A 23,520-nucleotide genomic window follows, 5' to 3' on the forward strand; every position below is an offset into this window, starting at 1 on the left:
CCAGTGTGCATAAATAAGCCAATAGCCGTCTGAGTCTGAACGGCGGTTGAAGCGGGAAGGATGCGGAAATGGCCGATGGCGGACCCATGGCGAACCATCGGTTCGGGCCGGGCGGGATGGCGCTGGCGTTGCTGGTGAACATCATGTTCGCGCTGAATGTCATTGCGATGAAGGTGGTGGTGGATGCGACCGCGCCGTTGCTGTCGGTGGCGCTGCGGATGGGGACGGTCTTCCTGATCTGTGCGCCGGCATTGCGTCCGCTGCCGGGCCGGACCGGCTGGCTGATGCTCTATGGCTTCCTCAATGGCGGGCTGTTCCTGCTGCTGTTGAACCTGGCGCTGTTCATGGCGACCAATGTCGGGGCGCTGGCGATCGCCGGGCAACTCAGCGTGCCCTTCTCGCTGCTGCTGGGCGCCCTGCTGCTGGGCGAGCGGCTCAACCGGCGCAAGATTGTCGGCGTGCTGCTGGCCTTTGCCGGGGTCGCGGCGCTGGTGTTCGACCCGCATATCCTGGCGGAGGTGCCCGCGGTGCTAGTGATGGCCTGCGCGGCGATGGTGTGGGGCGGCGCGACCCTGGTGCAGCGCAAGCTGACCGGGGTGAGCGTGATGAACGGCCAGGCGTGGAACGGCCTGATGGGCGCGGCAGTGCTGGCGCCCTTTGCCCTGATTTTCGAGCGGCCGGCGATTGCGGGGCTGGCCCATGTCGGCTGGGTGCCGACCGGCTGGTTCGCCTTTTCCTGCCTGGGCGCGACGGTGCTGGGGCAGGGGACGCTGGCCTGGCTGCTTCAACGCTATCCGATCTCCACCATCATGCCGTTGATGCTGGCATCGCCGGTGATGTCGACGGTCTTTGCCTCGCTCTATTTCGGCACGCCGATCACGGTCGGCATGATCGCAGGCGGAACGGTGGCGCTGCTGGGCGTGACGATCATCGCCTTCTCGCCCGATCGCAGGCCGGTCGACTGACCATCAAAAAAATGGGCCGGCGTCGCATGCCTCGACGCCGGCCCAGGGGGCTTCCGAAAGGCGGTGGTCAGACCGCCCGTTCGAAGATGGCGGCCAGGCCCTGACCGCCGCCAATGCACATGGTTTCCAGGCCATAGCGGCCGTCGCGCCGCTGCAGCTCGCGCAGCAGATTGGCGAGTATGCGCCCGCCGGTCGCGCCGATCGGATGACCGAGCGAAATGCCCGATCCATTGACGTTGAGCTTGTCGCGATCGTCCCAGTTCCAGCCCTTGAGGCAGGCCAGCACCTGCGGCGCAAAGGCTTCGTTGAGTTCGACCAGATCGATGTCGTTCCAGCCAAGGCCATTGCGGGCGAACAGCTTTTCGACCGCCGGCACCGGGCCGATGCCCATGCGCAAGGGGGCGCAGCCCGCCGCCGCCCAGCTGTGCAGCCAGGCCATGGGTTCAAGGCCCAGTTCATCGAGCTTGTCCTCCGCGACCACCAGACAGGCGGCGGCGGCATCATTCTGCTGGCTGGCATTGCCGGCGGTGACCACGCCATCCTTCTCGATCGGTTTCAACAGGGCGAGCGATTCCGGCGTGGCGTCGGCACGAATGCCCTCATCCATGGCGAAGATCAGCGGATCGCCCTTGCGCTGCGGCACCGCGACCGGGACCAGTTCGTCGTCGAACTTGCCGGCGGCCCAGGCGGCTGCGGCGCGCTGATGGCTCATCGCGGCATATTCGTCGCAGGCCTCGCGGCTGATGTCATAATCCCTGGCGAGATTGTTCGCCGTCTCGATCATGCCACTGATGATGCCATAGCGGGCGATCGGCTGCGACATGACGCGGCCGCGGGTCAGGCGGTCATGGAACTGGGTCGATCCGGAACGGGCACCCCAGCGATGGTCCATCGAATAATATTCGACATTGGACATGCTCTCGACCCCGCCGGCGACGACGATGTCGGCGGCGCCGGTCTGGATCCGCATGGCCGCATCGATCACCGCCTGAAGCCCCGATCCGCAGCGTCGGTCGAGTTGGACGCCGGGGATGCTCTCGGGCAGGCCGGCGGCCAGCGCCGACCAGCGGCCGATGCAGGGCGCCTCGCCATTGCCATAGCCCTGGGAGAAGACGACATCGTCGATCCGTTCGGGATCGATCCTGGTCCGCTCCATCAAGGCCTTGATGATGACCGCGCCCAGATCGCCGGCGCTGAAGGATTTGAGCGAACCGCCATATTTGCCGACGGCGGTGCGGATTGGGGCGACGATGGCGGCTCTGCGCATGCGATGTCCTTTGCGGAAATGGGGAGGATCAGGCGGCCGCTTCGGCCTGGCGGATCATCTGCTTGGCGATGATGGTCTGCTGGATCTGGCTGGTGCCCTCATAGATGCGCAGCAGCCGGACATCGCGATAGAAGCGCTCGACCTTATACTCGGCCATATAGCCGGCACCGCCATAGATCTGGACGGCGCGGTCGGCGATCCGGCCGACGGCTTCGGAGGCGTAATATTTGAGCGCGGCGCATTCCAGGCTGACCGGCTCGCCGGCGTCGAACTTGGCGGCGACCGACTGCATCAGTGCTTCGGTGGTCAGCATGTCGACCTTCATGTCGGCAAGCATCGCCTGGACCAGCTGGAAATCGGCGATGCGCTGGCCGAACTGCTTGCGTTCCATCGCATATTGCAGGGCCATGTCGATCAGCCGCTGGCACATGCCGAGCGCGACGGCGGCGATATGGATGCGGCCGCGATCCAGCACCTTCATCGCGGTCTTGAAACCGCGACCGGGCACGCCACCAATGATGTTGGCGGCCGGCACGACGACATCGTCCAGGATCACGTCGGTGGTGATCGACCCCTTCTGACCCATTTTCTTGTCGGGCTTGCCGAAGCTGATGCCGGGCGTGCCGGCGGGCAGGATGAAGGCGGAAATGCCGGCCGCGCCCTTCACGTCCGGTTCGGTCCGGGCCATCAGTGTGAAGACGCTGGCGCGGGGCGCGTTGGTGATGAAGCGCTTGGTGCCGGTGATGCGGTAGGTGTCGCCGTCGCGGATGGCGACGGTGCGCAGCGAACCGGCGTCGGACCCAGCCTCCGGCTCGGTCAGGCCAAAGCTGGCGATCGCCTCACCGGTGGCGAATTTGGGCAGCCATTCGCGCTTCTGTTCCTCGGTCCCATCCATGACGATCCCCTGGCTGCCGATACCGACGGTGGTGCCGATGACCGAGCGGAAAACGACCGACGCGCGGGTGATCTCGCGGATGATCGCCGCTTCCTCCGCCATGGTGCAGCCGATGCCGCCAAATTCCTCCGGCACGGACAGGCCGAACAGGCCCATGTCGCGCATCTGCTGGATGATGGTTTCGGGAACCGCATCCGCTTCCTCGACGGCGTCCTCGGCCGGGATCAGCTTTTCACTGACGAAGCGGCGGACGGTGGTGCGGAACAGGTCGAACGTCTCGGCGTCCATGAAAAATCTCCTCTCAATATCCGATGTCGGCGACCATGGCGTCGCTGCCGTCGCAGCGGATCGCGCGGCAGCGGCCGGCTTCATCCTCGCGCAGCAATACCGGCTGGCCGGCAAAGACCGGCGCGACCGCGCGGAAGGCGAAGCGGGTCGGGCTGCGGCCCCCGCCGCGGGCATGGCCGAACAATCTGGCGGCGGTGAAGGGGCCGTGGATCACCAGGCCGGGATAGCCCTCCTCGTCGGTCGCATAGGGCAGGTCATAATGGATGCGGTGGCTGTTGAAAGTGACGGCCGAGAAGCGGAACAGGTCGACGCTGTTTGGCGCCCAGTTCACATCATCGGGGGCGCCATCGAAGGCGGCGGGGACGATCGCGGGCGTCGGTGCGCCGGTGTCGCGATAGACGATGGTCTGCACCTCGCTCACCCGTTCGCGATCGGCCTGGACTATGCTGTGGCCGACCTTCACGAGGACAAGCTCGCCGCTGCGGCCACTCTTGTGGGCGATGTCGAGCACGGTCGAGGTGCGGGTCGCTTCCCAATCGAGCATCAGGGGCGCGTGAAACTGCATCTCGGCGGCAGCGAACATGCGGCGGGGCAGGCTGATCGGCGGCAGGAAACCTCCGCGTTTGGGATGGCCGTCCGGGCCGATCTGGTCAGCGGCGGCAACCGGCAGGAAAAAGGCCCAATGGGCCAGCGAGGGCTGGACCGCCTCGACATCGAGCGGCTCGCCGATGGCGGCGGCGAAGCGGCGCAGCGCTTCCCGGTCGAGCATCTCGGTCCGGCTTTCGGTCCTGCCGACCCATGTCTGCCAACGGGCGATATCGGATGGGGAAAGGGTCATGCGACCAGTCCTTCGTCATGGAGGCGGCCGATCGCGCCGCTGTCGAGGCCCAGCAGCTCGCTCAATATCTGGTCGCTATGTTCGCCAAGGCGCGGGGCCGTACCGACGGCGCCGCGCGCCTCACCGGCCAGCGTGCCCGCCGGGCCGGATGTGGGGTAGGTGAGGCCGCTGGGATGGGCGATCGTCTCGAACAGCGGATTGGCGGTGAACAGCCGTTCGTCCTGCGTCACGGCCTGATGCAGCGACTGATATTCGCCCCAGGTGACGCCGCCCGCGTCGAAGGCGGGCTTTAGCGTGTCGCTGCTGCGCGCGGCGAAGGCGGCTTCGAACAGCGGGAAAAGCCGGGCGCGGTGGGTGAAGCGGGCGCCCTCATCCCTGGCGAAGTTGGCCCCCGTTTCGCCCTCGATCGCGGCGATCGCGTCGCCAAGGTCCAGCGTCTTGAGGAGGCCGGTCCATTGGCGCGGGGTGATGGCGACGACGATCAGCCTCTTGCCGTCGGCGGTCAGGAAATCCCGGCCGAAGGCGCCGAACAGGTCATTGCCCATGCGTGGCCGGTCGCCGGCTGACAGCACTTCGGCGACGGAGCCGAGATGCGACAGGGTTGAGGCCGCGAGGTCCGACAGGGGCACGCGGATTTCCGCGCCCTGGCCGGTCGCGCGCCGGCGCAGCAGGGCGGACGTCATGGCGAAGGCGGCATAGGCGCCGCCCAGCAGATCCCAGGCCGGCAGGACATGGTTGACCGGACGGTCATCGTCGGCCGGGCCGGTCATCATCGGCACGCCAGCGGCGGCGTTGATGGTGTAATCGACCGCCGGTGATCCATCGGCCCAGCCCATGACGCGGACGCTGATGATGTCGGCACGGCGTGCGGCCAGCGCCTCATGGCTGAGGAAGCCCTTCACCGGATAATTGGTGAGGAACAGGCCGGCATTGTCGCCCTGCGCGGTGGCGATGGCGACCGCCAGTTCGCGCCCTTCGGGGCGGCCAAGATCGATCGCGATCGATTTCTTGCCCTTGTTGAGCCCCTCCCAATAGAGGCTGGCCCCGGAGGTGGCGACCGGCCAGCGACGATAGTCAGGGCCGCCACCGATGGCGTCGAAGCGGATCACCTCCGCCCCCATCTGTGCCAGGTGCAGGCCGCAGGACGGGCCGGCGATGAAGGCGGCACCTTCGACCACGCGCAGGCCCTTGAGCATGTCGTACATGGAATTCCCCCTAGCCCAGCCTGACCATGGTGCGGCCGATATTGGCGCCCGAGAACAGGCCCCAGAAAGCGTCGAGCGCCTTGTCGATGCCATCATAGACGGTTTCGGCCGAGGCCATCTGGCCGGCCTGGCTCCAGGCGGTCATGCGTTCCAGCATCTCCGCCTCCAGATCCATATGGTCGAGCGCGATATAGCCCTGCATGCGGATGCGCTTGGTCATCAGCATGGTGAGGTTGCGCGGCACGGTCGGCGCGTCGGTGACATTATATTGCGAGATCATGCCGCAGATGGCGAAGCGCGCGAAATCATTGGCAAGCGACAGGGCGGCCTGAAGATGATCGCCGCCGACATTGTCGAAATAGACATCGATGCCGCTGGCGCCGATCGCCTTGACCTCGCGGGCGAGGGCCTTGGTCAGGTTCGGCTCCGCCTTGTAATCGATCGCGGCGTCGACCTTGAGCACATCGCGCAGGAAGGCGGTCTTGTCCGGGCCGCCGGCCGATCCGATCACCTTGCATCCCATGTTGCGGGCGATCTGGCAGGCGATCGATCCGACCGCGCCGGACGCGGCCGACACGAAGACGGTGTCGCCCGGCTGCAACTCCGCAATGCGGATGAGGCCGGCATAGGCGGTGAGGCCGGTCATGCCGGCGAAGCAGAGATAGGCCTGGGGCGGCAGTGCCTGGCGATCGCGATGCTGGAGCGCGGTGCCGGGGGCATTGAACTCCTCGCGCCAGCCAAGCCGGGAAAAGACCAGTTCGCCGGGCGTGAAGGCCGGATCGTTGGAGGCGATTACTTCGCCGATCGCCGGTCCCTCCATCGCCGCGTCGAGCGCGAAGGGGGGCACATAGCTTTTGGCGTCGCTCATCCGCCCGCGCATCGCCGGGTCGACTGCCATCCAGAGATTGCGCACTTGCACCTCGCCGGGGCCGGGCGGTGGCAGAGCCTGTTCGACGGTGGCGAAATCCTCCGCCACCGGGGCGCCGATCGGGCGGCGCTTCAGCTGTATTTCGCGCGATGGCATGATCATCGGCCCCTCAATAGCCATTGAGGCGTGCCCAGCGCTCGCGGTGCCAGGCGGTGCTGCCATGGCATTGCTCCGCGACGCGGGCGCGCTTCAGGTAAAGGCCGGCATCATGTTCATGGGTCATGCCGATGCCGCCATGCAACTGGACCATCTGCGAGGATATGCGGTGCAGCGTTTCGCCGGCGGTCGCCTTGGCGAGCGAGGCGAGGGCGGGGAGCGCAGGATCATCGGCATCGATCGCCGCCAGCGCGGTTTCGACCGCCGATCGCGTCAGCTGCAATTCGCCGAACAGTTCGGCGGCGCGATGCTGCAGCGCCTGGAAGGAGCCGATGATCGCGCCGAACTGGACGCGGGTCTTGAGATAATCGAGCGTGATGTCGAACGCCTGGGTCGCACTGCCCAGCATTTCGGCGGCGATGCCGATCGCGGCCCGATCGCGGATCGCGTCGATCAGGTCGGCGGCCTTGCCGATTTCGCCGAGAACATCGTTGACAGCGATGTTGACACTATCGAAGCGATATTGGGCGGGACGGCGGGCATCGATCTGGTCGAGCGCCAGCCGCTCCAGCCCGGCGCTGTCGGTCGGTACCAGGAACAGGGTCAGGCCATCGCGATCGCCCGGCGCGCCGCTGGTGCGCGCGGCAACGATGGCGAGGTCGGCGATCATGCCGTCCTGCACCGGGCGCTTGGTGCCGGACAGCTGCCAGTCATCGCCTGAGGCTGTGGCCGCCAGCGCGGTGCGCTCGGGAGCATGATGCGGCCCTTCGTCGAGCGCCAGCGTGCCGATCAGCGATCCGTCAGCGATGCCCGGCAGCCAGCGGGCCTGTTGCTCCTGCGTGCCCGCGAGGCGCAGCGCAGACGCAGCGACCAGCGCGGAGCTGATGAGCGGTGAGGCGGCCAGGGTGCGCCCCAGCTCCTCGATCACCAGGCCAAGGCTGAGATAGCCGAAATCGGCGCCGCCATGGGCTTCCGGCACGATGATGCCGCACCAGCCCATCTGCGCCATTTCGGCCCATGCCTCGGCATCATAGCCGTCCGATCCGCTGCGGCCGCCGCCGCCATGGTCGTACAGGCCGCGCAGCGCGGTCACGGGCAGGCGGTCGCGCACCCATTGTGACGCCATGTCCTTCAGCATCGTCTGTTCTTCGTTCAGCACCGCCACGGCGCGTCCTCCCGCATCCTGTCTTTTCTCTCGTCCTTGCTCATGCTCAGCCCGGCAGGCCCAGCGTGCGCTTGGCGGTGATATTGTTCTGCACCTCGTAGCTGCCGCCGTAGATGGAGAAGGCCTTGCTGTGCAGCCAGGCGCGCGTCGCCTCCGTCTCGGCCGCGCTATAGGGATCGCCGGCCCAGCCCAGGCCGTCGGCGCCCATGATCTCGACCAGCAGCTCGGCCCGTTCCTGGATGATGCCGGACCACAAATTCTTGAGCGCTGACACCCCATGGCTGGGACCGCCATTCTTGGCTTCGGCGGCGAGCCGGCGGACGGTCGCCATATAGGCTTCATGCCGCATCGCATTGCGCACCAGCCGGGCGCGCAGGTCCGGGCTGTCGATCCGCCCGAGCGCGTCCGTGCCCAGATAGTCATGGGCCAGCGGGGCGAGGGGGGTGATGTCGGCCTTCACCTCCGACAGGCTGTTGCGTTCGAACTGCAGCAGCCGCTTGGCGATGGTCCAGCCTTGGTTGACCTCGCCCACCAGATTGCCCTTGGGCACCTTCACATCGTTGAAGAAGACCTCGCAGAAATGGGTCGATCCGCTGATAAGCACGATCGGTCGCGCCTCGATCCCTTCGGATTGCATGTCGACCAGCAGGAAGCTGATGCCGCCCTGCTTGCGTTCGGTATCGGTGCGGACGAGGACGAAGCACCAGTCGGCCTGGTCGGCGCCCGATGTCCAGATCTTCTGCCCGCTGACCAGCCAATGGTCACCCATGTCGATGCATTTGGTCTGGAGCGCGGCCAGGTCCGATCCCGCGCCGGGTTCGGAAAAGCCCTGGCACCAGCGCCGTTCATGGCTGGCGATGAACGGCAGATGTTCCAGCTTCTGCGCTTCGTCGCCATATTCCAGCAAGGTCGGGCCAAGCATCATCGTGCCATAGCTGCGGATCGGGTTGAAACCGCCGATCGCGGCCAGTTCCTCGCCGATGATCTTGCCATGGGCTTCGGTGAGGCCGGCGCCACCATAGCGCGGCGCCCATGTGGGCACGCCCCATCCCTTGTCGGTCATGCGCTGGCGCCAGAGCTGATAATCGTCATTGGCAGCGGCGGCATGGGCGTCGCCCTGGAAGAGGAGGCCGGGCACATTGGTCAGCGAGGGCGGAAAATTCGCCTTCAGCCAGGCGCGCGCCTCCAGCCGAAATTCTTCTCTATCGATGGGCTCCATTTCCGCCATCCACTCACATCCCTGTTCTGCTCGAAAGGCGAACGCGCCGTCCGGGTGTTACCCGTCGGGCTGCTCGCGGCTTTCGGATGGCCGCTTGCGATCCATGTCCGATTCCTTAGGTCAATATTGCACAGGTGGCTAGTTATATTTTGCACTCAAGGATAATTTTCATCCGCAACGGAAATCGCGAATTTTGCGCAATGTGGCGGAAAAGCGTGGAAATGCGGCGGCGCCCTTGCGCTGTGCGCGGGAAAATATCGTAACGACGATTGTCCGATTGACAGCCGGCGGCGTGCCCATAAACTATACCATAATGCAAAATTGATAAGGCCGGTCCGTCTTGGCACGAGAACTGGCTACCGCTGCAGGAGAGCGTAGTATGGAAATCATGGCCGCCCGTCCGATCCCGGCGCATGTGCCGCCCGACATGATCGGCAATTTCAGCCTGTTCAGTTCGCCGGGGCTGGAGCCGACGCCCAATGGCGATCCGCAGGCGGCGAGCGCGGTGGTGCATGATGGGCCGCGCATCTTCTATTCGCCGGTCAACACTCGCGACGGCAAGGGCACATGGGTCATCACCCGTGCGCAGGACCAGCGGCGGGTGCTGCAGGATCCCGAAACCTTTTCCAGCCATCGCAGCATCTTTGCCTCGGCGCTGGGCGAGAGCTGGCCGATGATCCCGCTGGAGCTGGACCCGCCCGAACATGGCAAGTTCCGCTCGTTGCTCAATCCGCTGCTGTCGCCCAAGCGGGTGATGGCGCTGGAAACGGCGGTGCGCGAAAGGGCGAGCGTGCTGATCGACCGGATCGCGGCGTCGGGCACCAGTTGCGACGTGATGACCGATTTCGCCTTCCCTTTCGCGGTCAATATCTTCCTGCGCTTCCTGGGCCTGTCGGACGATCGGCTCGACGAATTTGTCGGCTGGGCCAATGACCTGCTGCATGGCGACAATGTGAAGCGGCCGGCGGCGGCGCGCACCATCGTCGCGTTCATTGACGAGCTTTCGGCCGATCGGCGTCGGCAGCCGGTCGATGATTTCATGTCCTTCCTGGTGCAGTCGCGGATCGACGACCGGCCGCTGACCGACATGGAGATCAGGGGCACGGGCGTGCTGCTGTTCATCGCCGGGCTGGACACGGTGGCGGCCGCGATCGGCTTTGACCTCAATTACCTGGCGCGGCATCAGGCGGACCAGCAATGGCTGCGCGACGATCCCAAGCGGATCGTGCTGGCGGCGGAGGAATTGCTGCGCGCCTATCCCACGGTGCAGATGATCCGGGTGGCCACGAAGGACGTGGATTTCGAAGGCGCACCGATCCGCAAGGGCGACTATGTGTCCTGCGCGACGATGATCGCCAATCGCGATCCGCTGGAATTTGCCGATCCCGCGCGCATCGACCTGGCCCGCGAGGATAATCGTCACACCGCCTTTGCCTATGGGCCGCATCGCTGCCTGGGGTCGCATCTGGCGCGGCGCGAGATCGTCGTGGGGCTGGAGGAATGGCTGAAGCGCATCCCGACCTTCCGCATCAAGTCCGGCACCGCGCCGGTCACCTATGGCGGCCATGTGTTCGGGATCGAAAACCTGATCCTCGACTGGTCGCAGGAGGATGCGGCATGAAGATCATCGTGCATCGCGAGAAATGCCAGGGCCATGCCCGTTGCTGGGCGATGGCGCCCGACATCTTCGAGCTGGATGACGAGGGCTATATCATGCCCGGCGATATCGATGTGCCGGAAGAGCAGGAAAGGCTGGCCTGGATGGGCGCCAAATCCTGCCCCGAACGCGCGCTCGACATCCAGAAATGAGAGGCTCCCTGCTGGCCCTTGGTGGCCTTGTCGCGCTGGCATCCGGCCCGGCTATGGCGGCGGAACTGCGCCCCGACCAGATCGCCTTTCGCGATATCTATCGCGAACTGGTGGAGACCGATACCAGCGCCCCGACCGGCAGTTGCACCGTCGCGGCAGGCCGGATGCTCGATCGGCTGCGCAAGGCCGGATTCGGGCCGGATCGCGCCGAGGTCTTCGTGCCGGAGGGGCATGAGAAGGATGGCGGCCTGATCGCCCGGATCGAGGGGAGTGATCCGCGCGCGGCGCCGATGCTGCTGGTCGACCATATCGATGTGGTCGCCGCCCGGCGCGAGGATTGGCCGCGCGATCCGTTCCGCCTGACCGAGGAGAAGGGCTATTTTATCGGGCGCGGGGTGATCGACGACAAGGCGCTGTCGGCGATCTGGGTCGACAGCCTGATCCGGATGCAGGCGGCGGGCTTTCGTCCCCGGCGCACGATCAAGGTTGCGCTGACCTGTGGCGAGGAAAGCAGCGATGCGGTGAACGGCGTCGACTGGCTGCTGCGCAACCGGCGCGATGCGGTGCAGGCGGGCTTTGCCCTGAACGAGGGCGGCTATGGCATCAGCGACAAGGATGGCCGGCCGATCGCCCTCTATCTGGCGGTGGGCGAGAAATATGCGCAGAGCTTCACGATCGAAGCGCGCAACAGTGGCGGCCATAGCAGCCGGCCGCGTCCCGACAATGCGATCTATGAGCTGGCCGATGCGCTGGCGGCGGTGCGGCGGTTGTCATTCCCGATCCAGCTCAATCCAACCAATCGCGGCTATTTTACCCGGATGGGGTCGATCGTCGGCGGCGCGATGGGGCAGGCGATGGAGCGGCTGGGCCAGGGGCAGGACGACGCAGCAACGGTCGCCACGGTGACGGGGGACGTCACCTATAATGCGATGTTGCGCACCACCTGTGTCGCGACGCAGGTGGAGGCGGGCCATGCCGAAAACGCGCTGCCGCAGCGGGCGCAGGCGACGATCCAGTGCCGGCTGTTTCCGGGCGATAAGGTGGTGGATGTCGAGGCGCGGCTGCGCGCGGCGCTGCCGTCCGGGATCGCGCTGACCCGCAAGGGCGACAAGGGCGCGCCGGCCGTGCCGCCGCCGCTCGATCCCCGGATCATGGGGCCGGCCGAAAAGCTGGCGCAGCGGCATTTCCCCGGCATTCCGGTGGTGCCCAACCTGCTGACCGCCGGCACCGATGGCCGCTATCTCAGCGCTGCGGGTATTCCGACCTATGGCGTGCCGGGCATCGTCCTCGATCCCGACGGCAATGGCGCCCATGGGGTGGACGAGCGCATCCGGGTGAAGAGCGTCTATGATGGGCGCGACTATCTCTATGCGCTGATCCGCGCCTATGCCGAGGGGCGCTGACCGGCCCCTCGGTTGGCGGCGCTCAGGTACGGATCCACACGCCCTTGGTCTGGAGATAGGCGTCGATATGCTCGGCGCCGCCCTCCCGGCCATATCCGCTCATCTTGTAGCCGCCGAACGGGACCGACGGGTCCATGGCGAAATAATGGTTCACCCAGATGGAGCCGGCGCGGATGCGCTTGACCGCGGTCATGGCCTTGCCGATGTCGCGGGTCCACACCCCGCCGGCGAGGCCGAAGCGGGTCGCGTTGGCGCGGCCGATCACCTCGTCCAGGCTGTCGAAGGGCAGGATGCAGGAGACGGGTCCGAAAATCTCCTCGCGCGCGATCCGCATCTCGTCGGTCACATCGGCGAAGATGGTCGGCGCGACCCAATGGCCCTTGTCGAGCGCGCCGCCGGTGACGCGATGGCCGCCGGTGACGAGCCGGGCGCCCTCCTGCGGGCCAAGATCGAGATAGGAGGAGACGCGGGCGAACTGCTTGGCCGAGACCAGCGGGCCGATCACGGTTTCGGGATCGAGACTGGGGCCGATCTTGAGATTGGCGGCGAAGGCAGCGATGCGCTGCACCATTTCCTCATAGACTGGCCGTTCGACGAACAGGCGGGTGCCGGCGGCGCAGACCTGACCCGAATTGTTGAACACGCCCATCGCGGCCGCCGGGGTGGCGGCGTCGAGATCGGCATCGGCAAAGATGATGTTGGGGGACTTGCCGCCCAGTTCCATCGTCACCTTCTTCACCGATCCGGCCGAAGCGGCGATGATCCGCTGGCCGGTCTCGCAGGAGCCGGTAAAGGCGATCTTGTCGACGTCGGGATGGGCGGAAAGGGCAGCGCCGGTCTCGCCCGCGCCGGTGACGACATTGACGACTCCGGGCGGCACGCCGGCCTCCAGGCAGAGGTCGGCGAAGCGCAGCGGGCTGAGCGAGGCATCCTCGGCCGGCTTCAGCACGATGGTGCAGCCGGTGGCGAGAACCGGGCCGATCTTCCACGCGGCGCTGAACAGCGGCCCGTTCCAGGGGATGATCGCGCCGACGACGCCGACCGGCTCCTTCAACGTGTAGGAGAGAAGGTCGACGGGGAAGCTGTTGGACAGGGTCTCGCCATGGATGGCGGTAGCGGTGCCGGCAAAATGGCGCAACGATCGCTGCAACATGCCGCGCAGCCCCATGGCGGCGGTGATCGGCCGGCCCATCTCGATCACGTCGAGCAGGGCGAGATCCTGAAACTCGGCATCGACCAGATCGGCGAGGCGCAGCAGCACCGCCTGGCGCTCGGCCGGCTTGAACCGGCTCCATGGCCCTTCGAAGGCGGCGCGCGCGGCGCGTACGGCGCGGTCGACATCCTCGGCGCCGGCCAGCGCCAGATCGGCGACCAGTTCGCCAGTGGAGGCGCTGAAGCTCTGGAATGTCTTGCCCGACAGCGCGTCGACATGCTGGCCGTCGATCAGCAACTGCTTGGGCTTGCTGTCGATGAAGGCGGGGCGGCGGGTTTCGATCATCTTTATGTCCTTTCGGGAAGGCCGGTCAGACCGGCTCCCCTTCATGGGCGCGGCGCATCGAGGCGCGGCCGAGGGCGAAGAGAAGGGCGGCGGGCAGCAGCACGCAGAAGACGCTGGTGATGAGCGAGAGGCCCACCTTCATCTCGTCGCCCCACAGCTTGTCGGTGACGAGGCCGATGAAGGCCGGGCCGCCGGCCATGGCGATGAGGCCGGATGCCAGCACATAGAGCGCCGAAACCCGGCCGCGCAGATAGGCCGGGGTGACGACTTGGACCGTGGCCGGCCCCATGCTGGCGGTCGAGAGGATCAGCGCCATGAAGCACCAGTAGCAGGCGACCGTGGCCCAGGGGCTGGCGACCAGGAAGGCGGCGATGCCGAAGGGGGCGGCGGCCAGCACGGTCATCAGACACCAGAAGAGATGCGCGTCCTTGCGCCCCCGGCGATAGAGGCGATCGACGGTCCAGCCATGGAGCGGAATCAGCGCGGCGGCGGCGATCTGGGCGATGCCGATCACCGGGCCGATCTGTGCCGGCTGCCAGCCATGGACGCGGGCGAGATAGACCGGGGTCCAGAGCTGGAAGCCGATGGTGGCGGCATAGGCGAGGCCGAAGCCGACAAAGGCGGCGATGTAGAGCGGCTTGTGCCGGCGGATATAGGCCCATGCCTCGCCATAGCCCGCGCCCGCGCTCACGGCCTTGCGCCGGGGCGGTTCGCGGAACAGGAAGACGAGGAAGGCGAGCAGGATGCCGGGCGCGCCGGTCATGATAAACACCTGTTGCCAGGGCTGGAGCGTGCCGAAGAGTGGCCATGTGGCGGGGCCGGCCTTCATCGCCGCGCCGACGATCGGGCCGCCCAGCAGGAAGACGATGCCCGCGCCCATGACGCCGCCCATGATGAAGACCGACATGGCGAGCGAGACGCGGTGCGGCGGGAAGCTGTCGCCGACGACCGAATAGCTGCCGGTGCCAAAGCCCGACTCGCCCGCGCCCACCCCGGCCCGCGCCATGGCAAGGCCGATGAAGCTGCCGGCAAGGCCACAGGAGGCGGCGGCGATGCTCCATACCGTGACCGACAGATAGAGTACGATGCGGCGGCTGAACCGGTCGAGCGCCATGCCGAGCGGGATGGCGCACAGGCAGAAGAGGACGGCGAAGGCCGGCCCCTGGAGCAGGCTGATCTGCAGGTCGGAGAGACCCAGATCCTGTTTGATCGGGCCGACCATCAGCGCCATGATGTTCCGGTCGGTCAGCGACAGGATATAGAGCAGGAACAGGATCGCGACCGTCAGCCAGCCCATGAAGGGGCTGGGATAATCGGCGGAGGCCGGGGCAGGCTGCGGCGGCGTAGGGCTGTCGATCGGCGCTGAGGGTGACGGCGAAGCTGACAGGGACAAGGCAGGTTCGCTCATCGGTGGAACGCCCTGATTATTACCGATTCTCTGTTGCGCAGGCTCGACACCGACCTTCTCCATGCTGATCGCCGTGCCTGGTCCGCGGAGCGGCACGATCTGTTGCCGGCATAACGCACATTTTTGCACCATAGGTCAATATATGATGCGCCGCTTTTCGCGGCTTTATCCCCTGTCCTTAATAAGAAGGCCGGATTTCCGTTGCGGCAAGGGGGCAAATTCTTTTCGATCAAACATTTACCACTGGTGCAAAATTAGTTGACATCCACCGCTGGGGCGATAGAAATAAAAATGCACACCGGGATAATAATGACAGGTGTGGGCCAACGAGCCGACACATTGCGTCCAGGGAGAGGAAAGACCAATGTCCAAGCACAAGATTTTTGCGTCGTCGCTGGCGATCGGCGCCAGCATCGTCGCGATGACGGGCAGCGCACTGGCGCAGGACGCGGCGCCGCCCGCACCGGCACCGGAGCAGGCCGCCGAGCAGGGTAGTGCCGCACCGGTCAGCACATCCGACATCGTCGTGACCGGCTCGCGCATCGTGCGCGACGGCTATACCGCGCCGACCCCGGTGACGGTCGCCACGACCGAGGAATTGTCGCGCACGACGCCGTCGAGCATTCCGGACGCCCTCAACAAGCTGCCGCAATTCTCCAATTCGCTGAGCCCGTCCAAGTCGGCGTCGAACTTCTCGAACGCGCCGATCCACGGCAATGTGCTCAACCTGCGCGGCCTGGGCACGCCCAGCGCCAATCCCAAGGGGCCGCTGCGCACGCTGATCCTGTTCGACGGCATGCGCGTGTCGCCGACCGAATATATCGGCACGATCGACACCAATGTGCTGCCGCAGCTGCTGATGCAGCGGGTCGATGTGGTGACCGGCGGTGCCTCCGCCCAATGGGGCTCCGACGCGGTCGCGGGTGTCGTCAACTTCGTGCTCGACAAGAAATTCACCGGCATCAAGGGCGTCGCCCAGGCGGGCATTTCCGACGAGGGCGACAATGCCAACCAGCGCCTCGGCCTGGCGGTCGGCCAGGATTTTGCCGGCGGACGCGGCCATATCCTGCTGAGCGGCGAATATTCCAACAATGAAGGCATGCTACGCAGCGATCGCGACTATGCGACCAAGGGCTATAGCTATGTCGGCAGCGTCGTGGGTTGCACCCGGCCGGCGGGCGAGCCGGCGTCGGTCTGTGCGCCGGGCGGCGCGCGCAATCCCTATACGATCGGGTCGAACATCCTGATTTCGGCGCTGGCGCCCAATGGCCGCATCACCGCCTCCAGCGTGGCGGGCAATCCCTATGTCGGGCAGGTCATCAACAATGATGGCACGACGCGCCCGTTCAACACCGGCACGGCGGTCGGCACGACCGGTTTCCAGTCGGGCGGCGACGGCTATCAGATCCCGGATACTGGCGCGGCGGTCATCCCGCTGACCACCTATCAGGCATTCGGACGGCTGAGCTATGACCTGACCGACGACATCAACGCCTTCGTCCAGGGCAGCTGGTCACGCTCGGACCTGGAATATTCGACCCAGGTGAATGCGCTCGTCCCGGCGTCGCAGGGTGTCACCATCTACAAGGGCAATCCCTATCTGTCGTCCGCGCTGAATTCGGCGCTGACGTCCGCGACCGACAGCTACACCGTGGGCCAATATGATGCCGGTCAGCCGACCGCCATCGCCAAGGAACGGACCGACTATTGGATGGTTAATGCGGGCTTCACTGCCAAGCTCGGCGGGCTCGATTGGAGCGCCACCTACTCGCATGGCGACTCCAAACATACGATGGCCAATTCCGGCCTCTATGACAGCAAGAAGCTCTATGCGGCGGCCGACGCCGTGGTCGATCCCAGCACTGGCCAGATCACCTGCCGCGTGCTGCTCGATCCGACCTATGCCAGCCAATATGCGGGCTGCAAGCCGATCGACGTGCTGCATGGTGATCCGTCCAAGTCGACGCCCGAAGGCTATGCCTATGCCACCGGCACGTCGCGTTACCGCGCGAGCATCCGCCAGGACAGCTTTGCGGTGAACCTCAGCGGCAGCCTGTTCGACCTGCCGGCCGGGCCGGTCGACTTCGCGGTCGGCGCGGAATATCGCAAGCAGACGCTGAACCTCACCAGCAATGCCGATCCCTCGCTGCTCGACACGGCGGCCGAACGCAGCGCCTATTTCGCCGGCCTGCGCGGGGTGCCGGCCACCACCAACTTCTACTGGCTGACCAATGTCGGCACCGCGCATGGCAGCCTGAACGTCAAGGAAGCCTATGCCGAACTGGCGGTGCCGATCCTGAAGGACAAGCCCTTCTTCCGGGAACTGAGCATCAACGGCGCGGGCCGCATCACCGACTATTCGACGTCCGGCACGGTCGAAACCTGGAAGGTCGGCGCAACCTGGAAGCCGGTCGACGACCTGCTGCTGCGTGCCACCCTGTCGCGCGACATCCGTGCGCCCAACCTGTTCGAACTTTATTCGGGCGCGCAGAGCGGCATCGGCATCGTCAACGATCTGCAGACCGCCGATGGCAGCTATGGCAGCGGCCTCAACCAGAATGTGAACACGGTCACCAGCGGCAACGCCAATCTGAAGCCGGAAAAGGCCAAGACGCTGACGATCGGCGGCGTGCTCACCCCGTCCTTCTTCCCCGGCTTCTCGCTGTCGGTCGATTATTACAAGATCAAGGTCACCGGCCTGATCGACACGCTTTCGTCGCAGCAGATCATCACCAACTGCTATAATGCGGGCGGATCGGGCGTAGCCGAATGCGGCCTGATCGATCGCGCTACGCCGACCAGCCTGCCCTCGCTGGTGCATATCGTGCCGGCCAACATCGCCTTCCTGAAGACCGCCGGAATCGATTTCGACGCCAGCTATCGCACGGCGCTGGGCGACGGGGCGCTCAGCTTGCGCCTCTACATGAACTATCTCGACAAGTTCGATGCCCAGCAATATGCGGGCGCGCCGATCGCCCATTATGCGGGCGTCAGCGTGGTCGGGAGCAACCCGGCCGGCTTCCCGCGCTGGCGCGGCAATTTCTCGATCGACTACAGCAACGGGCCGTTCGGCATCACCCTGTCCGAACAATATATTCACAAGATGCGGCTGGATATTCCCGGTGGGCCGGTGCCGATCGAGTTCGTCGACGATAAGGTGAAGGCGGTCTGGTATACCGACCTGGCCATGCGCTTCACCGTGCCCCAGGGGAATGGCAATTTCGAGCTGTTCGCCAACGTCAACAATCTGTTCGACAAGCAGCCGCCGATCATTCCGGGCACCGTGCCGGGCGTGAACCTCCCCACCAATATCGCGGTCTACGACTTTATCGGCCGGGCCTTCACGGCGGGCGTCCGCTTCAAATTCTGATAAAGGCCGAAGAGCCATTCGGGGCGAGCCGCTGGAGGCCGGATCATCCGGTTTCCAGCGGCTTTTTTCGTGTCGGGGCGGTAGCGCGCCGACCTAGATGGACTGGCGCTAACAGCCGCTAAAAACGCCCGATGTGGGATCTGCGTTTGGCTGTCACATCTGGTGATGGAAGGGGGTGGTGGACGCACTTGGGCTCGAACCAAGGACCCGCTGATTAAGAGTCAGCTGCTCTACCAACTGAGCTATGCGTCCACACTGGCCTATAAGCGATCCGCTGGGGGATCGAACCTGCATCAGGCCGATGCAGGATTTGGTGGACGCACTTGGGCTCGAACCAAGGACCCGCTGATTAAGAGTCAGCTGCTCTACCAACTGAGCTATGCGTCCATTCCGTTGCCGGTCAGTCTTGGTGGCTGATCGCTTCGGTGTGGGCGGGCTGTTAGCAGGCACATTTGATTCTGCAAACAGTAAATTGCGTTATCGCACAATTTTTTCGCAAGAGGTTCGCTCAGGCCCAGTTGTCGATGCGCGTGGTGCGCTTGGTCGAGCGGTCGATCGACATGATGATGCCCACGCACAGCATGACGGTCAGCATCGACGAACCGCCATAGGACATGAAGGGCAGGGGGATGCCGACCACCGGCGCAAGGCCCATGACCATCATCAGGTTGATCGCCATGTAGAAGAAGATGGTGGTGGTGAGGCCGGCTGCGACCAGACGCGCGAACTTGTCGGGCGTGCGCAGCGACACGCGGATGCCCCAGCGGAACAGCAGCATGAAGGCGCCGATCAGGAACACGCCACCGGCCATGCCCCATTCCTCTGCCATGGTGGCGAAGACGAAGTCGGTATGGCCTTCGGGCAGATATTGGAGATGACTCTGCGTGCCCTGGAGGAAGCCCTTGCCCCAGATGCCGCCGGAGCCGATCGCGATCTTCGACTGGCTGATATGATAGCCCGCGCCCAGCGGATCGCTTTCCGGGTCCATGAAGATCAGGACGCGCTTCTTCTGATAGTCATGCAGGAAGCTGAAGGCGATCGGGATGATCGCGGCGACGGTGAGGCCGGAGCCGATGAACAGGCGCAGCGGCAGGCCAGCCAGGAACATGACGGTGATGCCGCCCGCCAGGATCATCGTGGCAGTGCCCAGATCCGGCTGTACCAGCACGAGCGCCCAGGGAACGCCGATCAGCACCAGCGCGGGCCAGATGGCGTTCCAGCGGCGGATTTCCCCCACTGGCAGCATCGCATAGAAGCGGGCGACCGCCAGCACGATGATCGGCTTCATGAATTCCGACGGCTGCAACTGCATGAAGCCCAGGTTGATCCAGCGCTGGCTACCGCCGGCAACGCCGCCGATCAGTTCCACCAGCACCAGCGAAACCAGCACCGCGCCATAGGCGGGGAAGGCAAAGCGGGCGAACAGTTCCAGCGGGATGCGGCTCAGCACCAGCGCCATGACGGCGAAGATGACGAAGCGCACCCCCTGGTTGATTGCCCAGGGGGTGATGCTGCCGCCTGCGGCGCTGTAGAGCACCAGCGTGCCGAACAGGGCGATGGCGGCAAGCAGGCCCAGCACGCGCCAGGGAAATTCGGTGACGGACTGGGGTATGATGCTCATTACGGGTTTCCAGGGCCGGGGGGCGCGGGCAGGTCGTCGCCATCATCGGGCTCAGCCGATGACGGGGCCGGTGGTGGCGGGCTGGCGGCTGGCGTGCTGGCGGTGGGCGCGGACGCATTGGCCGCCTCGCTGCCATTGGCTGCGGCGGCTGGTGGCGGCGCCTGTCCCTTCTCGATCGCCTTGGCCAGGCGGAAGGCGGCCATCTGCCGGGCCTGGCGTTCGGCCGGGGTGCCGCCCCAGCCCTTTTCCAGCGTGACCAGCTTCTCCATCGCCTTCTGCGGATCGAACAGATAGGACATGGTGTCGCTGGCGATCATCGGCGCATCCTCGTTGCGGATGGTGTGGCCGCCATGTTCGATGATGCAGGCGATGGCATAACGAGGATTGTCGAACGGCGCGAAGCCCTGGAACAGGGCGTGGTCGCGCAGCTTGAAGGGCAGGCCGGCATTGCCGCGCACGCCGCCCGCGCGCTCCGCCATGGTGATGCGACGCACCTGCGCGGTGCCGGTCTTGCCGGCGATCAGCACGTCGGGGATGCTCATCCGTGCCGCGCCGCCGGTGCCGCCGCCATTGACCACCGCGCTCATCGCGTCGCGGATCGTCACCAGATGCTCCTCGGGCACGCCGACCAGCGCCGGCTCGGGCCGGGCCGCACCATGCAGGAAATTGGGCATCAACTGCCGTCCGGTCGCCAGCCGCGCTGCCATCACCGCCATCTGCAGCGGGTTGATCAGCATATAGCCCTGGCCGATGGTCGCGTTGACGGTGTCGTACACCTGCCATTTCTGGTTGTATTTCTTGAGCTTCCACGCCGGGTCTGGGACCGTGCCATAGCTCTGGCTGGGGAAGGGCAGGTCGAAGCGCTGGCCCATGCCCACGCGCCGGGCCATGCTGGCGATGCGGTCCATGCCGATCCGCTGGGCCATCTGGTAGAAATAGATGTCGCAGCTCTGGGCGATCGCGCCGCGCATGTTGAGCGGACCGTGGCCGCGCTTCTTGTGGCAGTGGAACAATGTGTTGCCGACGCGGATCGCGCCGCCGCAACTGACCGTTTCGGCCGGCGATACGCCCGCCTCCAGCAGCGCCAGCGCCACCATCGGCTTGACCGTCGATCCGGGCGGATAGAGGCCCTGCAGCACCTTGTTGCGCAGCGGGACATGGTCGTCCTTCGACAGCATTTCCCATTCCAGATGACTGATGCCGTCGGAAAAGCTGTTGGGGTCGAAGCTGGGCATAGATGCGCAGGCCAGCACGTCGCCATTGTGGCAGTCGATCACCACCACCGCGCCGCTCTGGGTGGCGAGGCGCCGGCCGGCATATTCCTGCAGGCCCGCGTCGATCGTCAGCTTGATCGGGTTGCCGGGCGTGTCCGGGCGGGTGGTCAGTTCCCGCACGATCTTGCCGCGCGCGGTGACTTCCACCCGCTTGGCGCCGGGCTTGCCGGTCAGATGCTCGTCATAGGCGCGCTCCAGCCCGTCCTTGCCGACCTTGAAGCCCGGCGTGATGAGCAGCGGATCCTTGCGCTTCTTATAGTCTTCCGCGGTCGCCGCGCCGACATAGCCGAGCAGATGGCCGACCGTGGCACCGGCCGGATAATGGCGCGAAAAGCCCTGGCTCGGCGCGACGCCGGGCAGGTCGGTCAGGCGGACGGAAACGGCGGCGAACTGGTCATAGGTCAGCTTGTCGGCGACCTGGACCGGGCGGAAGCCGGCCGACTTGTCCAGTTCCTCCCTGATCCGATCGACATCGTCGGGCTGGAGCGAGAGGAGTTGCGCCAGATGGCCCACCGTCGCTTCGGCATCGACGATCCGCTGCGGGATCAGGTCGACGCGGAAATCGGTGCGGTTATTGGCCAGCGGACGGCCGTTGCGATCAACGATCCAGCCGCGCCGGGGCGGAATCAGCGTCAGGTTTACGCGATTGCTTTCCGACAGGAGCTGATATTTCTCGTTCTCGGCAATGCTGATCCAGCCCATGCGGCCGACCAGCAATGCGCCGATCGCGCCCTGCAGCCCGCCGACCACCATGGCCCGGCGGCTGAAGGTGAAACTCTGGGTGGCTTCGGTGACGATCTTGCGCTTGGGCGTCGGGAATTTCATGCCATCACGCGCCAGCGGTCGATCCGGGCGCATTGCCGGACGACGAAGGGAAAGATCAATATCGTCCAGAGCATTTGGGGCGCGACCAGCAACAGTTTCACAGGACCTCCGCCGGTAATCCGCGCGAAGAAGACGCCGCCGGCGAGGCAGAAGATAATCGCCATGGTCGCGATTAACCAGTCCTGACGATAGCTGCGCCAGACGAGCCGATGCTCGATCGCGTCGATGCCGATCAGCATCACGGTCCACAGGAACATCGCCGAGCCGATCGGCTGGCCGCTCATCATGTCGTCGAACAGGCCAAGCGGCAGGCCGACCCAGGCGCGCCACAATTCCGGGCGCAGCAACCGCCAGGCCAGCAGGACCAGCAGGCCGAAGGGCGGCATCGCCGGCGACTGGGCGATGACGGGCAGGATCGTCAGCATCGACCCCAGCATCACGGTCACCACCGGCGTTCCCGCCAGGCGCCAGCGCGACGGATGGCGGCCCAGGCGGGGAACCGGCGGCAGATTGCGATCGATCATGGCGTCGCGGCGTTCCCGGCGGCCAGGCCATTGGGGTCGCTGATCGCGGCCACGCCCGGATCGGGGCGGGTCACGATCTGCTCGAAGGCGCGCTCCACCACCACGGCATCGACCTTGGTCGGGTTGGCGAGCGGCACGCCATAGGCGATCTCGCCCTGGACGCGGACGACCACGGCGACCGGGATATTGGGCTGGAAGATGCCGCCAATGCCCGACGTCACCAGCAGATCGCCCGGCTTGAACGGATTGCGACCGGCCGCCAGTGCGCGGATCTCCAGCGATCCGTCGCCGCCGCCGGTGGAAATGGCCGGGACATTGTCGTTGGCGCGGCGCACCGGCACGATATTGCTCGTGTCGGTCAGCAGCAGCACTTCGGCGGTGTTGGGCGTGGTGGTATGGACGCGGCCGATCAGCCCCTCGGCTGCGCGGACCGGCATGCCCGGACGCACGCCCTGCCAGCTGCCGGCGTTGAGCCGGGCGAAGCGACGCGCGCTGCTGGCGGACGAACTGATGAGGCGCGCCGACAGCAGCGCGCTGCTGTCGACATCGACCAGCTTCAACAGCTTCTTGAGCCGCGCATTTTCCTGCGCGATGCCCTTTGCCTCGATGATCCGGTTGCGATCGGCCTCGACCTGACGGCGCAGGCCGACATTCTGGGAACCGGCGCGCCAATAGGCGGCCAGAACCTCGTCGATCGAGCTGACGCCGCTCACCGTCCGCTTCATGCCGGTGGACAGGGGGCGGGTGATTTCCGCCGTCCCTGTCCGGATCGCGGCAAAGCCGGTCGGATCGAAGATGGCGACAACGATCAGCAGCAGCGCGATCGCTGCCCCGGCCATTGCCACCACATAGCTGGCGAAGAGGCTATATTGCGCCTTCCGGTTATGACCGGGGCGTCGGCTGGGTGGCCGCGCCATCGTCT

At 65.8% G+C, this 23,520-nt stretch carries 18 protein-coding genes and 2 tRNA genes; 5 read left to right on the forward strand and 15 right to left on the reverse strand.

Features of this window, described 5'->3' with window-relative positions:
- Positions 1-68 precede the first annotated feature (68 nt).
- Complete coding sequence (locus ACUCV3_RS08430; protein WP_279776154.1) at positions 69-965, forward strand: DMT family transporter; 897 nt, start codon at positions 69-71, stop codon at positions 963-965.
- 67 nt (positions 966-1,032) lie between these two features.
- Here the strand turns inward: ACUCV3_RS08430 and ACUCV3_RS08435 are convergent, their stop codons facing one another.
- Genes ACUCV3_RS08435 through ACUCV3_RS08465 form a run of 7 tightly spaced genes read right to left on the reverse strand, consistent with a single transcriptional unit; the run spans position 1,033 to position 8,875 of the window.
- The gene (locus tag ACUCV3_RS08435; protein WP_482240547.1) at positions 1,033-2,232 is read right to left on the reverse strand and encodes an acetyl-CoA C-acetyltransferase; all 1,200 of its coding nucleotides are present in this window, start codon (positions 2,230-2,232) and stop codon (positions 1,033-1,035) included.
- Positions 2,233-2,260: 28 nt separating this feature from the next.
- On the reverse strand, positions 2,261-3,415 hold the full coding sequence (locus ACUCV3_RS08440; RefSeq protein WP_169860590.1) for an acyl-CoA dehydrogenase family protein: 1,155 nt from the start codon (positions 3,413-3,415) through the stop codon (positions 2,261-2,263).
- Between the two features lie 13 nt (positions 3,416-3,428).
- A complete protein-coding gene (locus ACUCV3_RS08445) occupies positions 3,429-4,253 on the reverse strand; it encodes an HTD2 family dehydratase (protein ID WP_279728561.1) in 825 nt (274 codons plus the stop codon).
- A complete protein-coding gene (locus ACUCV3_RS08450) occupies positions 4,250-5,458 on the reverse strand; it encodes a CoA transferase (protein WP_279728560.1) in 1,209 nt (402 codons plus the stop codon). Before ACUCV3_RS08450 ends, ACUCV3_RS08445 begins: the two co-directional genes overlap by 4 nt.
- Positions 5,459-5,468: 10 nt before the next feature.
- Positions 5,469-6,488, reverse strand: coding sequence for an NADP-dependent oxidoreductase (locus tag ACUCV3_RS08455; protein WP_482240548.1), 1,020 nt, complete (start codon positions 6,486-6,488; stop codon positions 5,469-5,471).
- Between the two features lie 7 nt (positions 6,489-6,495).
- Complete coding sequence (locus ACUCV3_RS08460) at positions 6,496-7,647, reverse strand: acyl-CoA dehydrogenase family protein (RefSeq protein WP_279728558.1); 1,152 nt, start codon at positions 7,645-7,647, stop codon at positions 6,496-6,498.
- Positions 7,648-7,693: 46 nt separating this feature from the next.
- Positions 7,694-8,875 (reverse strand): acyl-CoA dehydrogenase family protein, encoded by a 1,182-nt coding sequence (locus ACUCV3_RS08465; protein ID WP_279728557.1) that lies wholly within the window; start codon positions 8,873-8,875, stop codon positions 7,694-7,696.
- 370 nt (positions 8,876-9,245) lie between these two features.
- On the opposite strand from ACUCV3_RS08465, the gene ACUCV3_RS08470 reads away from it, so the two are divergent.
- The 3 genes from ACUCV3_RS08470 to ACUCV3_RS08480 are packed head-to-tail and all read left to right on the forward strand — an operon-like array spanning position 9,246 to position 12,078.
- Positions 9,246-10,487 carry a cytochrome P450 gene (locus ACUCV3_RS08470; protein ID WP_482240549.1) on the forward strand — a complete coding sequence of 414 codons (1,242 nt, stop codon included), beginning with the start codon at positions 9,246-9,248 and terminating at the stop codon, positions 10,485-10,487.
- A complete protein-coding gene (locus ACUCV3_RS08475; RefSeq protein WP_004212347.1) occupies positions 10,484-10,675 on the forward strand; it encodes a ferredoxin in 192 nt (63 codons plus the stop codon). The genes ACUCV3_RS08470 and ACUCV3_RS08475 overlap by 4 nt, the downstream gene beginning before the upstream one ends.
- Positions 10,672-12,078, forward strand: a complete 1,407-nt coding sequence (locus ACUCV3_RS08480) for a M20/M25/M40 family metallo-hydrolase (protein ID WP_279728556.1) — start codon at positions 10,672-10,674, stop codon at positions 12,076-12,078. The genes ACUCV3_RS08475 and ACUCV3_RS08480 overlap by 4 nt, the downstream gene beginning before the upstream one ends.
- Positions 12,079-12,100: 22 nt before the next feature.
- Here the strand turns inward: ACUCV3_RS08480 and ACUCV3_RS08485 are convergent, their stop codons facing one another.
- Complete coding sequence (locus ACUCV3_RS08485; RefSeq protein WP_482240550.1) at positions 12,101-13,576, reverse strand: aldehyde dehydrogenase family protein; 1,476 nt, start codon at positions 13,574-13,576, stop codon at positions 12,101-12,103.
- Positions 13,577-13,601: 25 nt separating this feature from the next.
- On the reverse strand, positions 13,602-14,984 hold the full coding sequence (locus ACUCV3_RS08490) for an MFS transporter (RefSeq protein ID WP_279728554.1): 1,383 nt from the start codon (positions 14,982-14,984) through the stop codon (positions 13,602-13,604).
- A gap of 364 nt (positions 14,985-15,348) precedes the next feature.
- Between ACUCV3_RS08490 and ACUCV3_RS08495 the strand changes: the two genes are divergently transcribed.
- Entirely contained in the window at positions 15,349-18,354 is a 3,006-nt protein-coding gene (locus ACUCV3_RS08495; protein WP_482240551.1) for a TonB-dependent receptor domain-containing protein, read from the forward strand.
- Positions 18,355-18,530: 176 nt separating this feature from the next.
- On the opposite strand, the gene ACUCV3_RS08500 is transcribed toward ACUCV3_RS08495, so the two are convergent.
- The 6 genes from ACUCV3_RS08500 to mreC all read right to left on the reverse strand — a co-directional run bounded on the left by ACUCV3_RS08500 (position 18,531) and on the right by mreC (position 23,515).
- Positions 18,531-18,606, reverse strand: a tRNA-Lys gene (locus tag ACUCV3_RS08500).
- 59 nt (positions 18,607-18,665) lie between these two features.
- Positions 18,666-18,741 (reverse strand) — tRNA-Lys (locus ACUCV3_RS08505).
- Between the two features lie 121 nt (positions 18,742-18,862).
- Positions 18,863-19,975 (reverse strand): rod shape-determining protein RodA, encoded by a 1,113-nt coding sequence (rodA, locus tag ACUCV3_RS08510; protein ID WP_037522449.1) that lies wholly within the window; start codon positions 19,973-19,975, stop codon positions 18,863-18,865.
- Positions 19,975-22,074 (reverse strand): penicillin-binding protein 2, encoded by a 2,100-nt coding sequence (gene mrdA, locus ACUCV3_RS08515; RefSeq protein WP_279728483.1) that lies wholly within the window; start codon positions 22,072-22,074, stop codon positions 19,975-19,977. Before mrdA ends, rodA begins: the two co-directional genes overlap by 1 nt.
- On the reverse strand, positions 22,071-22,598 hold the full coding sequence (gene mreD / locus ACUCV3_RS08520; protein ID WP_482240552.1) for a rod shape-determining protein MreD: 528 nt from the start codon (positions 22,596-22,598) through the stop codon (positions 22,071-22,073). The genes mrdA and mreD overlap by 4 nt, the downstream gene beginning before the upstream one ends.
- Entirely contained in the window at positions 22,595-23,515 is a 921-nt protein-coding gene (mreC, locus tag ACUCV3_RS08525) for a rod shape-determining protein MreC (protein WP_279728484.1), read from the reverse strand. The genes mreD and mreC overlap by 4 nt, the downstream gene beginning before the upstream one ends.
- Positions 23,516-23,520 lie beyond the last annotated feature (5 nt).

It is taken from the genome of Sphingobium sp. VMM (assembly GCF_056790315.1).